This is a genomic window from Mesorhizobium sp. WSM1497, from assembly GCF_001672455.2.
GTDB classification, from domain to species: Bacteria; Pseudomonadota; Alphaproteobacteria; order Rhizobiales; family Rhizobiaceae; genus Mesorhizobium; species Mesorhizobium ciceri.
Genome location: NZ_CP021070.1, coordinates 1506393 through 1520682, shown reverse-complemented (window position 1 = coordinate 1520682; position 14290 = coordinate 1506393). Strand labels below are relative to the sequence as shown.

Here is a 14290-nt window from a genome sequence, read left to right as displayed (position 1 = left end):
AGAAACGAATACGTCTTCGCCCCTTGAACGCAGTGCTCACTTAAAGAAAAAAGGCAGCGCCGGTCACCCGGCGCTGCCTTTTCTTTGGACGCTTATACGCTCGGCTCAGAACACCTGGCGGAAGATGATGAACAGCACGAAGGCCAGCGTGATCGAGCACGGCAGCGTCAGCACCCAGGCAAGCAGCAGATTGCGCACCGTCGCCCATTGCAGCCCCGAACCGTTCGCCGCCATCGTTCCGGCAACGCCCGACGACAGCACATGAGTCGTCGACACCGGCAGTCCCAGCCGATCGGCCATGCCGATGGTCACCATCGCCACGAGTTCGGCCGCCGCACCCTGGCCGTAGGTCAGATGGCTCTTGCCGATCTTCTCGCCGACCGTGACGACGATGCGTTTCCAGCCGACCATGGTGCCGAGGCCGAGCGCCAGCGCGACGGCGACCTTCACCCAGATCGGGATGAACTTCGTCGCGTTGTCGACGGCCTTGTGATAGTCGGTGACCGCTTTCAGATCGGCCGCCTCCATCGGCAGCAATTGCTTCTTGTCGATCAGCTTGAGCGCTTCGCCGATCAAATAGATGTCGTTGCGGGCGTTGCTGACCAGATCGGTCGGCACCGTCTCGACCGAGGCATAGGGCTGCAGGCCAGCCGTCGTGTTGTGGATGTAGGTCTGCAGCGCAACCGTCGTCTGGTCGTTCCAGGTCCTGGTGCGCACGGCATCCTGGACGGCGGCCTTGGCATCGGTGACGGTGACCCCGGGCTTGGCATATTTGCCCAGCGCCGTTTCGACGCTGACCGAGGCAGACTTGTAGGCTTCGAGATAGTTGATGTCGGGGGTGCGGTTCAGCGCATAGGCCGTCGGCACGACGCCGATCAGGATCAGCATGATCAGGCCCATGCCCTTCTGTCCGTCATTGGAGCCATGCGCAAAGCTGACGCCGGTGCAGGTGAAGATGAGCAAGCCACGGATCCACCATGGCGGCGGCGTGTTGCCCTTCGGCGCCTCGTAGAGCGCCGGATTGCGCACCAGCAGCTTCATTACATAGAGCAGGATCGCCGCGGCGAAGAAGCCGATGATCGGCGACACCAGCAGGGTGACGCCGACATTGGTCGCCTGCGACCAGTCGACGCCGCTGGTGGCGCTGCCGGCGGGCGCCATGAACTGATTGGCAAGGCCGACGCCGATGATCGAACCGACCATCGTGTGCGAGCTCGACGCCGGCAGTCCGAGGAACCAGGTGCCGAGATTCCACAGGATCGCCGCCACAAGCAGCGCGAACACCATGGCGAAGCCCGAGGACGAGCCGACCTGCAGGATCAGCTCGACCGGCAGCAGCGACAGGATGCCGAAAGCGACCGCGCCGCTGGAGGTGAGAACCCCGAGGAAATTGAAGGCGCCCGACCACATGACGGCGAATTCGGCCGGCATCGAGCGCGTGTAGATGACCGTCGCCACTGCATTGGCGGTGTCATGGAAGCCGTTGACGAACTCGAAGCCGAGCGCGATCAGCAAGGCGATGCCAAGCAGGATCCACGGCACGGTCTTGGCCACCGCAAGATCCTGGCTGAGCGCGTAGCCGACATAGGCGATGCCGACGAGCACCAGCACGCCGAAGGCCGGCAGGAACCACTTCGCGCTGCCCGATTGATCCAGCGGATGATCCGGTCTCGGAATGCCCGCCTCGCTAGAAACTATGTCCACCATGTCCCACTCCAGATGCATTGCAGCAAAGAACTGGGAAGACGCTATGTCCGCACGATGAACCCTGTGTGACGCCGGCGAACGCCGCGTTCACGAACAGGCCCGCCGAAAAGCGGGTGGGCGGCGCCTATTTGGCAATCTCGAGCAGGGACGATACCAACAACTGGCGCTCGTCTTTCGACAGGACATCCGAATCGAAGAGGTTCATGCTGCGCAATCCCTCGATGGCGAGATAGCAGATCAACAGCGATTTGAGATCCGGCGTCTCGCCCTTCAGCCGCTCGAAAAGCTGCCGCTTGAAGGTCTTTATCGGCATCATGAAATCGGGATCCTCGGCGATGGCCGAGAAGATCCAGGACGCCGACGGCTGCTTTTCCTCGCAATCATCGGCCGACAGCCTGATGTAGACGGCCAGGGGATTTTCGTCCTTGTCATTTGTGCGGGCGGCTTCCAGCGCGTGCTCGAACTCGCGCAGATAGCCTTCGACCAAACCTTGCATCAATTTGGCCTTGGTCGGGAAATTGTAGAGGAGCCCTCCCTTCGACACGCCGGCACGGCTGGCGACGGCATCCAGCGACAGGCTGCCTGGTCCGGATTCCCGGGCAACATCAGCCGCCGCGGCGAGAATCTTCTCGCGCGAATTCGGTCTTTGGGCTCTCATGGTGCCTCCCGTCGCAAGCTTAGGCCCAATTGACAAGACCGTCCAGACGGTACAGGAAGACCGCCATTATTTGAAATCGGGACCCGCAGTCGGTATGTGTCCCGATATCCGCGCTTCGCGCCGGATTTCGACTGAGGGGACTTCCTTGTTCAAGCGCATACTTCGTATCTTTATCATTGTTCTGATTCTGGCACTGCTCGTCGTCGTGGTCGGCGGCATCGTCGGCTTCAACTTCCTGCGCGACAACGGCATCAAGCAGTACTTCGCATCGATGAAGCCGCCGGCGGCAACCGTTTCGACGACCATCGCCAAGCCTTCGGCCTGGACGCCAGGCGTCGAGGCGATCGGCACGGTCAAGGCGGTGCGCGGTGTCGACCTGACGGTCGAGACTACCGGTATCGTCAAGGACATCCTTTTCCATGCCAACCAGAAGGTGGCGGACAATGCGGTTCTGCTGCAACTCGATGACGCCGTCGAGCGCGCCGACCTCGATGCACAGAAGGCGCAAGCCGCGCTAGACCAGACCTCACTTGCCCGCGCCATCGAACTGACCAGGCGTGGCGTTGGCTCCGACTCGACGCTGGACACGGCGCGTGCGGCGGCCTCGGCCTCGGCATCCCAAGTCACCAAGCTGCAGGCCGTGCTCGACCAGAAGCAGCTGACGGCGCCTTTCGGCGGCACGGTGGGTATCCCGAAGATCGATGTCGGCCAGTATCTGGCGCCCGGCACCGCCGTGGTGACATTGCAGGACCTCGACACGATGCGGGTCGATTTCACGGTTCCCGAACAGCAACTCGCCTTGCTCAAGATCGGCCAGACGATTCGATTGGGCTTTGGCGGCGAGGACAGGCCATTCGCAGGCGCCATTCGTGGCATAGACCCGAAGATCGACTCGTCCAGCCGGCTGGTGAACATCCGGGCGGAAGTCGCCAATCCCGATGGCAAGCTGACCCCCGGCCAGTTCGTGCAGGTGCGTGTCGAACTGCCCGAAGAGCAGAACGTGCTGACCCTGCCGCAGACGGCGCTGACGACAAGTCTCTATGGCGACTACATCTTCGTGGTGCAGCCAGCCAAGCCCGCCGAGACAGCGCCAGCTGCCAAGCCGGAGGAAAAACCCGCTGCGCCGGCAGCCGACAAATCGGCTGACGCCAAGCCTGCGGACACCAAGCCGGCCGATGCCATGAAGCCGGCGGCTGATGCAGCCAAGCCTGCCGCCGATGCGGCAAAGCCAACTGACAAGGCTGCCGATGGGGCCAAGCCGGCGGCGGAAGGTGACAAGCCCGCGCTCGTGCTGTCTCAGGTGTTCGTCAAGCCCGGCCGCCGCAATCAAGGCATGGTCGAGATCGTCGAGGGGCTGAAGGCCGGCGACGAGGTCGTCACCGCCGGTCAGAACCGCCTCTTCAACGGCATGTCCGTCGTTGTGGACAACACCATCGACCCGACCAAATCGGCGAACAAGCAGGCCGACCAGCAATGAGCTTTTCAGATCTCTTCATTCGCCGGCCTGTTCTTTCGACGGTCCTTGCTTGCATGATCCTGCTCCTGGGTTTCCAGGGCATCTTCAACCTGTCGATCCGGCAGTATCCGAAGGTCGATGAAACGGCCATCACGATCACCACGGCCTATCCAGGCGCCAGCGCCGATCTGATCCAGGGCTTCATTTCCGCCCCGATCGCCCGCGCCGTCGCCTCGACCGAAAACATCGACTACGTCACCTCGTCCAGCCGCCCGTCCTCCAGCACCGTGACGGTGCAGATGAAGCTCGGCTCGAACCCCGACGTCGCGCTGACCGAAGTTCTGTCCAAGGTCCAGGGCGTGCGCGGCACTTTGCCGGACGCGTCGAAGGACCCTGTCATCGTCAAGGGCACCGGCCAGCAGTTCGCGATGATGTACATCTCGATGCAGAATCCGAACATGACGAAGGAGCAGCTGACGGAGTATATCGAGCGCGTCATCAGACCGCGCATGTCGACGGTCGAAGGCGTCGCCGACGTGCAGATCTTCGGCGCCCAGGAATACTCGATGCGCGTCTGGATCGATCCGGTCAAACTTGCAGCGCGCGGCGTGACCGCCTCCGAACTGCTGACGGCGATCAACAATTCCAACTTCCTGTCGGCGCCTGGCAACACCCAGAACGAGTATGTCGTTTCCTCGATCACCGTGCGCTCGACATTGCAGACGCCGGAGGCATTCGCCGAGCTGCCGCTGCGCTCGACCGACGGCAATGTGGTGCGGTTGCGCGACGTGGCTCGCGTCGAACTCGCCGCCGAGAACACCGATACCAGGGTCTCGTTCAACGGCAAGCCAGGCACCTTCCTCGCCATCTTCCCGACGCCGGCGGCCAATCCGCTGACCACGGCGGCTGCGCTCACCAAGCTGGTGCCGCAGATTCAGGAGACACTGCCGAAAGGCATGACGATCGAGGTCGTCTACGACGCGACCGGGCAGATCAGCGCCTCGATTGAAGAGGTGTTCAAGACCATCGGCGAGGCGGTTGCCATCGTCGTCGTCGTCATCCTTCTGTTCCTTGGCTCCTTCCGGTCGGTGATGATGCCGATCATCACCATCCCGTTGTCGCTGATCGGCGTCTGCTTCCTTTTGTTCGCGGTTGGCTACTCGATCAACCTTCTGTCGCTGCTGGCCATGGTGCTGGCGATCGGCCTGGTCGTCGACGACGCCATCGTGGTGGTGGAGAACATCCACCGTCACATGGAAGAAGATCACATGTCGCCGATGCAGGCTGCGTTCAGCGGTATGCGCGAAATCGCATCAGCCATCGTTGCCATGACCATGACGCTGGCCGCCGTGTTCGCACCGCTGGCATTTACCGGCGGCCTGACCGGCGCGCTGTTCCGTGAATTCGCGGTCACGCTCGCCGGCTCGGTGGTGCTGTCGGGTGTCATCGCCATCACCATCACCCCGATGATGTCGGCACGCCTCTTGAAGTCCGGCACGCCGGGCCGTTTCCAGCGCATTGTCGACGGCACCTTCGCGCGCGTCGAGCATGTCTATGAACGCGCCGTCACCGGATCGCTGAACTATCGCCCATTGACGCTGATCATCGTGCTTGCGCTTGTCGGCGTCACCGGCTTCATGTTCACCAAGACCTCGAGCGAACTTGCGCCGGAAGAGGACCAGGGCTTTCTGCTCTCGATTGTGACGGCGCCGCGTTATGCGACGTCCGATTACACCGAGACATACGTCAACCAGATCCTCGGCCTGGTGAAGGATATTCCCGAAACACGGGCGCAGTTCTCGGCCGTCGCCTTCGGCGGCACGACAAACAGCGCCTTCGTCGGCTATGCCTTCAAGGACTGGGCGGAACGCAAGCGCAATTCGAAGGAACTGCAGGCTGACATTACGGCCCGTATCGCCAAAGTGGCCGGTGTCGAGGCCTTCGTCTTCGCACCGCCGACGCTGCCGGGCTCCGGCGGCGGCCTGCCCATTTCCATGGTGGTGCGATCGACCGGCGCTTCCTCGGAAGTGTACGAGGTGGCCGAGCAGATCAAGAACAAGGCGCAGGCCTCCGGCCGCTTCATCGTCGTGCAGAATTCGATGGCTTATGACGCACCGGAGGTGACGGTGACCATCGACCGCGACCGCGCCGCCGCGCTGAACCTGCCGATCGCCGATATCGGCCGCACGCTGACCTTGCTGGTCGGCGGCGCCGAAGTGGCGCAGTTCGACCGCGATTCCAACAGCTACGACATCATCCCGCAGGTGCCGCAGGAGTTCCGCGACGACCCCGACAAGCTCGGCGAATATTTCGTACGCAGCGTGACCGGCGAGATGGTGCCGCTATCGGCGGTGGTCAAGATTACGACCAATGCGGCGCCGGCGGCGATCGAGCAGTTCAACCAGCTGAATTCGTCGACGATTTCGGCGCTTCCGCTGCCCGGCGTCACCACCGGCGACGGGCTGAAGGCGCTGGAGGACATCGCCAAGGAGAGCCTGCCCGACACGTTCTTCATCGATTATTCCGGTCAATCGCGGCAGGAAAAGGAACAGGGCAACACCATCCTGATCGCTTTCGCGGCCGCAGTTGTCGTCATCTATCTGGTGCTGGCGGCGCAGTTTGAAAGCTTCCGTGACCCGCTGATCATCATGATGGCGGTGCCGTTATCGATCTTCGGCGCGATCGTGCCGCTCAATCTGGGCCTCGGCACGCTCAACATCTACACGCAGGTCGGCCTGATCACACTGATCGGTCTGATAACCAAGCACGGCATCTTGCTGGTCGAGTTCGCCAACCAGCAGCGTGAAAAGCATGGCATGCGGCGGCGCGATGCCATCATCGCCTCGGCCAAGGTGCGCCTGCGGCCGATCCTGATGACGACGGCGGCGATGGCGCTCGGCGTTGTGCCGCTGATCACGTCCAGCGGCGCTGGTGCCGCGGCCCGCTATTCGATGGGCCTGGTCATCTTCACCGGCATCCTGGTCGGCACCATGTTCACGCTCTTCGTCGTGCCCATGTTCTACACCTTCATCGCCAGCAAGGACCTGCCTCATCTGGCGGAGAAGCCGGACCCCAAGCTGATGCCGGCACTGCCGAGCTAGGACGGTCGAGGGAGTCCCGCCCAGAAATGCGCGGGGCAGATTGATGGAAACAAAAGAAAAGAGGCCGGGAAATTCCCGGCCTCTTTTCTTTTTGGCTGGGCTCGATACCGCCGGTTTGAACTGTACGCAATACCGCAGCGTTTCCGGAGGGAGCTTTGAGGCGCGGCAGCATGCTGCCACGCCACCGTTTCCAGCCTGCTACTTGACGATGACGATGCTGGTGTTGGTCGCCCCGAAGGTTTCGACGAGCTGGTAGAAATCGGCGGCGTTGTCGGGGTGCAGCCGCACGCAGCCATGCGAAGCCGGCTGGCCGAGGCGCTTGATCGCATAGGTCGCGTGCACCGCATAGCCGCCGCTGAAGAAGACCGAGTGCGGCATCGGGGCGTTGTCGTATTTCTTCGAATACCACATTTCATGCATGCGGGTCGGCTTGAACGAGCCGGTCGGCGTCACATGGGCCCGGTCGCCGGTGGAGACTTTCCAGGCGAAGGTCGGCCGGCCGTCGACGGAGACTTCCATGATCTGCTGCGAAAGCGAAACGCGCGCCACAATCTTGTTGGCGGCATGCGCGGCGCCCGAGCCGAACAGCAGTGCGGCACCGGTCAGCGCGGCGGCGGCGATGTTGATGAGCTTGGCGGAAATGGCGGTATGCATGAAGAAAATCCCCTCTCTCTGCCGGTCCAGCCGGCTCGGAGAGATTTCGCAAAATGCTCATTTGTGTTTCGAATCTGTTTCCACTGGTTAACAAACGCCAACCCCATTAGAGCCGTCGGTGGCCCGCCAGCGAGACCCTAGCAAGACCAAGGTCAGGAACATGGGTATCCGTCGCTAAACGAAAGTGCGAATTAGCAGTATTCGAAAGGGCCGCCGTAGATCTCGAAACCGAACTGCAACAAAGCGAGGTTTCAAGCGGCATGATCCGGATACGGGCCGCAAGCAAAGTTGACGCAACGAAAACAGCCGGTAACGAACATGGGAACGAAATCGAACGCGCTGTCCTGGCTTTTCAGGATCAGCATCGCGGCAGCGGTCATCGGCGGCGTCGGCACGGTTGCCGGCACCCCGCTGACAAGCCTCGGCGCGATGACTTCAGGCGAGATTTCGACCCTGCACGCCGCACTGTTTTTCGCCACGGTCTGGATTGTTTCCAGCCTGCGCATCGCCCGGCTAAAGGCCCTCTGGCGGGTCGGCCTTAGGCTGACGGGTTTGCGCGGCGCCTCCGGCAACTTGCTGCCGAGAGGACCGAAGGCCCGCGCCGAGACGGGGGGTTCCGTGGGCGGCGCGGGCGCTTCGGGGGGTATCCTGAAGCGACCAGCAACAAACCATTTTGGGGAATTGGTACGATGAAAACGAAATTTGCCGCTTCGGTGCTTTCCGCACTGCTTTACGCCCAGGGCCTGCTCGGCTTTGCCGGCCTTGCCACCGTGCTGCTCAGGGACCGCGCCCACGCTGGCGAGCTGACCATGGGCAGTGACATGCCGGTGGGTCCATCGCTTCTGCTGGTACGCTGAGCGCCAAGAGCGTCGGGGCCGGAGATGGAAAATCCGATGCCCGAAACCAGAGACTGCGTCAGTGCCCGGCAATCAGTCCGCGAATTGCCGCGGCGGATCGAACCGGTAGCCGGCGCCGCGTATGGTGGTGATGGTTTCGGTGTCGAGTTTGCGGCGCAGCCGCACGATGCGCGAATCGATCGAGCGATCGAAGGCATCGGCGTTTTCGGCAGGCGCCGCGGCGATGATGTCGTCGCGCGTCAAAACCTTGCGCGGACTGGCCAGGAACAGCCTGAGCAGCGCCACCTGACCGGGCGAAAGCTGTTCCTCCGTGCCGGAGCGATGCATGACCATCGCCGATCTCAGATCGACGGTCGCGTTCTCCAGCACGATCAGTTCCTGGGTGCCCCTGCCGCGGCGCGAAAGCAGGCCGCCGACACGGGCGGCCAGTTCACGGACATTGAGCGGGCTCTCGACGACGTCGGCCGCACCAAGCTCCAGCGCCAGCACCTTGTCGACAAGATCGGCCGGGCGGCAGATCAGGATGAAATCCGGTCCGCCCTCACCGCCTCCTCCTTGGCCGCCATAACGTCTGAGCAGGTCCCGCCCCTCCGCCTGGCTGAGGCTGTCGCCGACGACGACGACGTCGATGCCCTTTCCCGACAGCAGAGATTCGGCTTCCCAGGGCTGGCGTGCCTGATGCACGTCATGGCCGCGCCGTTCAAGATGGTCGGCGAGTTCGGTCGCGACCACTTCGGCTACCGAAACGAGCGCAATGACGGATCGTGCGGCCATGTTTTCCAACCGTTCCCTGGCAACCCGGATATGAGTGCTGGACATGATGTTTATACCCAATCTACTTTCCACTGAAAGTGGGAGCGAAAGCATCGTGCGGGCAAGAATTGTCATCGTCGAGGATGAGCCCGACCTGAGGGACGCTGTCGCCGAATACCTTGGCGCCGCCGGATATGACGTGGCCACCGCTGAAAGTGCGGCCGCCGCGCGCAGCCTCGTTGAAACGCAGTCGTTTCATCTTGCCATTCTCGACATCGCCATGCCCGGCGAGGACGGCCTCTCGCTTGGCCGCTGGCTGCGTTCGAAACTGCCGATCGGCATCATCTATGCGACCGCGGCCGGCACCGCGCTCGACCGCATTGTCGGGCTGGAACTCGGTGCCGACGACTACATCGTCAAGCCTTACGAATTGCGCGAAGTGCTGGCCAGGGTGCGCAGCGTGTTGCGCCGGGTTCCCCAGCCCAAAGAGCTGCAGGACAAGAGGGCCGGGGCGGATCGCCGTTCCGTTGCCTTCGGCCCCTTCCAGGCCGATCTCGACGGCAGGCTGGTCACCGGCGCCAATGGCGTGGTGATCGACATGGCCAAGAGCGAGTTCGACGTGCTGGAGATTTTCCTCACCCGCGCCAACCGGCTGCTGACCCGCGCCGCTATCTCCGAGGCGATCGGTTTCACCGAAGATCCGGAATCGTCACGCGCGGTCGACATTCGCATCATGCGGCTGCGCAAAAAGATCGAGGCCGATCCCGCCAATCCGAAATTCCTGCGCACGGTGCGCGGCGAGGGCTATATCTTCTCGCTGCCGGCCGGCGACGGCAACTGAGCACCGGGCCAGAAGGATGTGGTTGCTCGCCGGCCGAATTGGCGCGACTCCGGAATGACAGCACAAGATGATCGCTGAAGCAGCAAGCACCGATATGCAAGGGTTCCGGCAGGGCGCGGCGATGGCGGCCGTGCGCGTCGTTCGCCGGCTGCGCGAGGCCGGCGACTGGCAGCGCGAGATGGACGGCATACTGGAAACGCTCTGCCGGGCCATGGATTGCCAGCGCGGCATCCTGTTTCGCTTGCGCGAACTGCCCGGCCAGGGCTTCGCCCAATCCGTCGCCGCCTACTGGATCGACCCTCTTTTCGGCGGCGAACTGGCATCACCGACCGTCATCATGCAATCGATCGTCAATTCCGACCCGCTGCTGGAGCGGCTGGCCGAGGACGAGAGGCAAGGCAAGATCTTCGCCGGCCATACGCGCGACCTCGAAGGCTTCCTGAGGACCGATTTCGAGAAGCAGAACATCAAATCGTTCCTCTCGGTCTCGGTCTTCGCGCACGGCCATCTCTGGGGCACGCTGGCGGTCAATGACTGCATCAACGAGCGTGCATGGACCGACGAGGAAGAGGCGACGCTGCACATCATCGCGCTGGCCATCGGCGACGCCATAGAGCGCTCGCCCTCCGACGCCCACGCCAGCGAGGTCATTCGCCGCACCATGCTGCAGGCCTCGCTCGACGCCATTGTCGTCATCGACGAGACCGGCTCGATTATCGAATTCAATCCGGCCGCCGAGAAGATGTTCGGCTTCCAGCGCAGCGACATCCTCGGCAAGGACCTGCTCGATACGATCGTGCCGATCTACTACCGCAAGGGCTATGCCTCAGGAGCCGAATACATGTCCGGCCGCGGCGCGCCGATGGTCGGCCAGCGGCTCGAGACGGTGACCCAGAATGCCGCCGGCGAAGTGTTCCCGATCGAGCTGACGGCCACCGAGATGCGGGTTGCCGACCGCCGCCTGATCTTCGGCTCCATCCGCGACCTGCGCGACAAATTGCGCGCCGAGGAGGAAATCGGCCGGCAACGCGAGAAGCTGCACCAGAACGAGAAGATGGCGGCCATGGGTTCGTTGCTGGCCGGTGTGTCGCACGAGCTCAACAACCCGCTGGCCGTGGTTGTGGCGCAATCGACGCTGCTGCACGAATTCGCCTCCGATCCGCAAACCAAGGTGCGCGCCGAAAAGGTCCGCGCGGCCGCAGAGCGCTGCGGCCGCATCGTCAAGAGCTTCCTGTCGATGGTCCGCCTCCATCCCGCGGCACAAGCCGAGACCGACCTCAACCAGGTGATCCGGGCGGCACTTGAAGTGACCGCCTATGGCGCGCGCTCAAGCGGCATCATCATCGACACCGATTTCGCCGCAGGCCCGCTGCTGGCCATGGCCGACGCCGACCATGTGACGCAGGTGGCGGCCAATTTCCTCATCAACAGCCAGCACGCTTTGGCTGGCATTGCCGGCGACCGGCTGATCAAGGTGCGGACGTTCCGCAGCGACCGGGATCATCCCTGCTTTTCGGTCGAGGACAATGGGCCCGGCGTGCCCGAAGCGATCCGCGGCCGCATCTTCGAATCCTATTTCACCACCAAGCCGGTCGGCGTCGGCACCGGCATCGGCCTGTCGATCTCGAAATCGATCATCGAGCGGCACAATGGCAATGTCTGGTTCGAGGAAGTGCTCCCGAGAGGCGCGCGTTTCGTCGTCCAGCTGCCGGCCATCGTGGCCGGCCTCGCCACCGCCGGCGACAACCAGCCGCGATCGAGCGGCCTGCGCCATGCCTTGATCATCGACGACGAGCCGGATGTCGCCGGCTCGCTCTCCGACATCCTCGAACTGATGGGCATCAAGTCGCGGATCGTGCCGGTCTGGGAATCGGCCGCCGCCACCTTGAGCGGCCATATGCCGCCGGACATCGTTTTTTCGGACCTGCGCATGCCCGGCGTCAGCGGCATATCGATCTATCGTGAGCTGCTCGCCGAAAAGCCCGATTTGGCGCGACGTTTCGTGCTGGTCACCGGAGACCTGATCGGTGCCAAAGCCGAAATCGAAGCCTTGCCGGCGCACCAGCGACCGCAGATTCTGGAAAAGCCGTTCAGCACGCTGGATGTGCGCAGCGTGCTCTCCGCCATCGCCGAACAGGCGGCCTTGAAAGGATAAAAAAAGAGGCTCCCGGGGGCGGGAGCCAAAAGGAGCGCACTGGAGGGCGCTCGGGGAGGTCAGAGCATGGTCCACAAAACGGGAACGGTTTTCGGGATCATGCTTCGACGGAAATCAGAAAATATTCGGCGTGCCGGTCAACGGCGCGGCATTGGCGATCATGCGGATCGCCCGGCTTTTGTGTGTTCCGGACTGTTCGGCGATGGCGCGCAGGCAATCCATGCTCTCGGCACCCCAGGCCTGGCCCTTGCAGGCGAAGTCGGTCACCGGCACCGGCAGACGCGCGGTCCTGGTCGTCGTCTGCGCGCCGTCGATGAGATTGGCCGGCGGATTCAACGAAGCGAAGGCCGGCCCGATTGTCGGCGTGAACGCCATGCCGACGAAGGCGCAAGCAGCCAGCACCATGAACATCGCCATGGGGTGGTCGCTGGCCCGCTGGCGCAGCGCCAGTTTCGGACGGCGGTCATAGCGCTCTGGAGCCTGAAGGCGCCCCTCGCCGCGGATCGTCTGGATTTTCGCATGCATTACCTTCCCCTTCGCTGAGTTTCTTTTGGCGGTGAAATGAACTTATCCGCGCTTTGTAACGGTGATGGGGTGGCGAAGGATTGGCATTGTAACGAATTCGAAACAGCATTTCGGGCGAAGTCGGGTAAAATCGGGCATGGCTTCGACGGCGCCAGGGCTCGAGGCGCAATTTGACCGATCTTGCCAAACAGTTTTTCGAAAAGATCAGGCTCAGCCCGGAGCTTGAAGCTCGGCAATGATCTTGTGCGCGGCGATGCGCCCGGCAATGATGGCGCCCTCGACATACCCCGGAAACGATGGCGAGAGTTCTGAAGAGGCGAGATACACCGGCGGTGCGCCGGCAAGGATCGTTCGCTCGGCGTCTGTCGCTGTAACATCGACAATAAGATCGCTGTACGCGCCGCCGCTCCAGCGATCTCCTATCCAGTCACGCAAACTGAAATCGATGACGTCACCGGCGTCCGGACCAAGGGCTGCCTCCAGCCGGCCGGTCACCTCCGCACGCAGTTCCGCCTCGCCGAGGTCGCGCCAACGCAGCGCGAGCGGGCCGCCGGCGAACACGACGAGCGCCGCATGCTCCGCATCCTTGCCGGCGTCGCAGGCAAACAGCCCCGGCGGCTCGAGCCACATCACCATGCCGCTCAAACCCCGCGCCCGCCAAAACGGTTTGGCATAGCGCACCAGGATCTTGATAGCCGCGCCGCTTTCCCAGGCGCCGAGTGCCCGCCCCAGTCCGGCCGGCAAAGCGGGGGCAAAGGCGAGCTCCGTCACCGTCGCCGGCGGGACGGCCACCAGAACCGTGCGCGCCTCGACGGCACCCCCGGCCGAAACGACAAGAACACCTTGCGAACTGTGCTCGATGCGGGTGACCGGCTCGCTTAGCCGCAACCGATCGCCAAGGTCTCGGGCCAGATCGTCGGCCAGCGAATGCATGGTTTCGCGCACAGAATATTGCAGTTCCGTCACCTCGTTGGTGACCCGGCGGTCATTGCCGATCAAATACCAGAGAGGAATCTGGTCCAGCGCCATGCACCAGAGACCTTCGATCATCGAACGGAAAGCCATCCTTGCATCGGCCGAATCGTGCTGGCAGGCAAGCCAGTCGGCGACGGTCAGTCCGGCAATCGAGGCATCGTCCGGATCGATCCCGTTCATGCGCTCGCGGATCGCCATCGCGGCATGATAGGTCCGCTCTGCTCGTTGTGCGGACATCGTCGGCTGGGTGATGAAGTCGCCATCGACATAGGTTTCAACCAGCGTCTTGCCGCGCGCCTCGACCATGGCCATCAATTCCGGCATGTCCTCGCACAGGAACTGGCCACCACTATCGATGCGTTCGCCAAGTCCGTTCAGTCGGGACTCGACGCGTCCGCCGACGCGGTCGCGTGCTTCGAGCAGGATGAAATCGATGCCGGCCTTCTTCATCTCAAGCGCCGCCGACAGGCCGGTGAAACCCGCACCGACGATGACGACATCGGTTCGCTCGAATTCGCCGCCCTCATCCGTGAAGGTCTTCAGCATTGCCGGCTATCCACCCAATCGCATCCGGCTTCCACCGACGAACTATGTCCTTGTCGACATAT

At 62.9% G+C, this 14290-nt stretch carries 12 protein-coding genes; 5 read left to right on the top strand and 7 right to left on the bottom strand.

Annotation, left to right across the window (positions count from 1 at the left end):
* Positions 1-105 precede the first annotated feature (105 nt).
* Both A9K65_RS07470 and A9K65_RS07465 read right to left on the bottom strand, forming a co-directional pair.
* A complete protein-coding gene (locus A9K65_RS07470) occupies positions 106-1707 on the bottom strand; it encodes an inorganic phosphate transporter (RefSeq protein ID WP_013529309.1) in 1602 nt (533 codons plus the stop codon).
* 124 nt (positions 1708-1831) lie between these two features.
* Complete coding sequence (locus A9K65_RS07465; RefSeq protein ID WP_064993237.1) at positions 1832-2365, bottom strand: TetR/AcrR family transcriptional regulator; 534 nt, start codon at positions 2363-2365, stop codon at positions 1832-1834.
* A gap of 145 nt (positions 2366-2510) precedes the next feature.
* Between A9K65_RS07465 and A9K65_RS07460 the strand changes: the two genes are divergently transcribed.
* Together A9K65_RS07460 and A9K65_RS07455 are read left to right on the top strand one after the other, a co-directional pair.
* Positions 2511-3842 (top strand): efflux RND transporter periplasmic adaptor subunit, encoded by a 1332-nt coding sequence (locus A9K65_RS07460; RefSeq protein ID WP_064993238.1) that lies wholly within the window; start codon positions 2511-2513, stop codon positions 3840-3842.
* Positions 3839-6922 carry an efflux RND transporter permease subunit gene (locus A9K65_RS07455; protein WP_064993239.1) on the top strand — a complete coding sequence of 1028 codons (3084 nt, stop codon included), beginning with the start codon at positions 3839-3841 and terminating at the stop codon, positions 6920-6922. The genes A9K65_RS07460 and A9K65_RS07455 overlap by 4 nt, the downstream gene beginning before the upstream one ends.
* Positions 6923-7120: 198 nt before the next feature.
* Here A9K65_RS07455 and A9K65_RS07450 read toward each other — a convergent pair whose 3' ends face one another.
* Both A9K65_RS07450 and A9K65_RS35605 read right to left on the bottom strand, forming a co-directional pair.
* Positions 7121-7576, bottom strand: a complete 456-nt coding sequence (locus A9K65_RS07450; protein ID WP_013529305.1) for a L,D-transpeptidase — start codon at positions 7574-7576, stop codon at positions 7121-7123.
* A 251-nt stretch (positions 7577-7827) separates the two neighbouring features.
* Positions 7828-8082, bottom strand: coding sequence for a hypothetical protein (locus tag A9K65_RS35605; protein WP_198327566.1), 255 nt, complete (start codon positions 8080-8082; stop codon positions 7828-7830).
* Between the two features lie 183 nt (positions 8083-8265).
* Between A9K65_RS35605 and A9K65_RS07440 the strand changes: the two genes are divergently transcribed.
* Complete coding sequence (locus A9K65_RS07440; protein WP_013529303.1) at positions 8266-8433, top strand: hypothetical protein; 168 nt, start codon at positions 8266-8268, stop codon at positions 8431-8433.
* A gap of 72 nt (positions 8434-8505) precedes the next feature.
* On the opposite strand, the gene A9K65_RS07435 is transcribed toward A9K65_RS07440, so the two are convergent.
* Positions 8506-9207, bottom strand: coding sequence for a response regulator transcription factor (locus A9K65_RS07435; protein ID WP_013529302.1), 702 nt, complete (start codon positions 9205-9207; stop codon positions 8506-8508).
* Positions 9208-9301: 94 nt separating this feature from the next.
* On the opposite strand from A9K65_RS07435, the gene A9K65_RS07430 reads away from it, so the two are divergent.
* Positions 9302-10027, top strand: a complete 726-nt coding sequence (locus A9K65_RS07430; protein ID WP_024503023.1) for a response regulator transcription factor — start codon at positions 9302-9304, stop codon at positions 10025-10027.
* 67 nt (positions 10028-10094) lie between these two features.
* The gene (locus A9K65_RS07425; RefSeq protein ID WP_027163147.1) at positions 10095-12182 is read left to right on the top strand and encodes an ATP-binding protein; all 2088 of its coding nucleotides are present in this window, start codon (positions 10095-10097) and stop codon (positions 12180-12182) included.
* Positions 12183-12296: 114 nt separating this feature from the next.
* On the opposite strand, the gene A9K65_RS07420 is transcribed toward A9K65_RS07425, so the two are convergent.
* Both A9K65_RS07420 and A9K65_RS07415 read right to left on the bottom strand, forming a co-directional pair.
* The gene (locus A9K65_RS07420) at positions 12297-12707 is read right to left on the bottom strand and encodes a hypothetical protein (protein WP_064993241.1); all 411 of its coding nucleotides are present in this window, start codon (positions 12705-12707) and stop codon (positions 12297-12299) included.
* 210 nt (positions 12708-12917) lie between these two features.
* Positions 12918-14228: a flavin monoamine oxidase family protein gene (locus tag A9K65_RS07415; protein WP_064993242.1), complete on the bottom strand. Its 1311-nt coding sequence runs from the start codon at positions 14226-14228 to the stop codon at positions 12918-12920.
* Positions 14229-14290 lie beyond the last annotated feature (62 nt).

What these genes read in the sequence shown, in the direction of transcription:
- A9K65_RS07465 (WP_064993237.1), bottom strand. Translation starts at nt 2,365, where the DNA reads ATGAGAGCCCAAAGACCGAATTCGCGCGAGAAGATTCTCGCCGCGGCG.
- A9K65_RS07455 (WP_064993239.1), top strand. Translation starts at nt 3,839, where the DNA reads ATGAGCTTTTCAGATCTCTTCATTCGCCGGCCTGTTCTTTCGACGGTC.
- A9K65_RS07450 (WP_013529305.1), bottom strand. Translation starts at nt 7,576, where the DNA reads ATGCATACCGCCATTTCCGCCAAGCTCATCAACATCGCCGCCGCCGCG.
- A9K65_RS07440 (WP_013529303.1), top strand. Translation starts at nt 8,266, where the DNA reads ATGAAAACGAAATTTGCCGCTTCGGTGCTTTCCGCACTGCTTTACGCC.
- A9K65_RS07425 (WP_027163147.1), top strand. Translation starts at nt 10,095, where the DNA reads ATGATCGCTGAAGCAGCAAGCACCGATATGCAAGGGTTCCGGCAGGGC.
- A9K65_RS07420 (WP_064993241.1), bottom strand. Translation starts at nt 12,707, where the DNA reads ATGCATGCGAAAATCCAGACGATCCGCGGCGAGGGGCGCCTTCAGGCT.
- A9K65_RS35605 (WP_198327566.1), bottom strand. Translation starts at nt 8,082, where the DNA reads ATGCGCAGGCTGGAAACAATCCAGACCGTGGCGAAAAACAGTGCGGCG.
- A9K65_RS07435 (WP_013529302.1), bottom strand. Translation starts at nt 9,207, where the DNA reads ATGGCCGCACGATCCGTCATTGCGCTCGTTTCGGTAGCCGAAGTGGTC.
- A9K65_RS07415 (WP_064993242.1), bottom strand. Translation starts at nt 14,228, where the DNA reads ATGCTGAAGACCTTCACGGATGAGGGCGGCGAATTCGAGCGAACCGAT.
- A9K65_RS07470 (WP_013529309.1), bottom strand. Translation starts at nt 1,707, where the DNA reads ATGGTGGACATAGTTTCTAGCGAGGCGGGCATTCCGAGACCGGATCAT.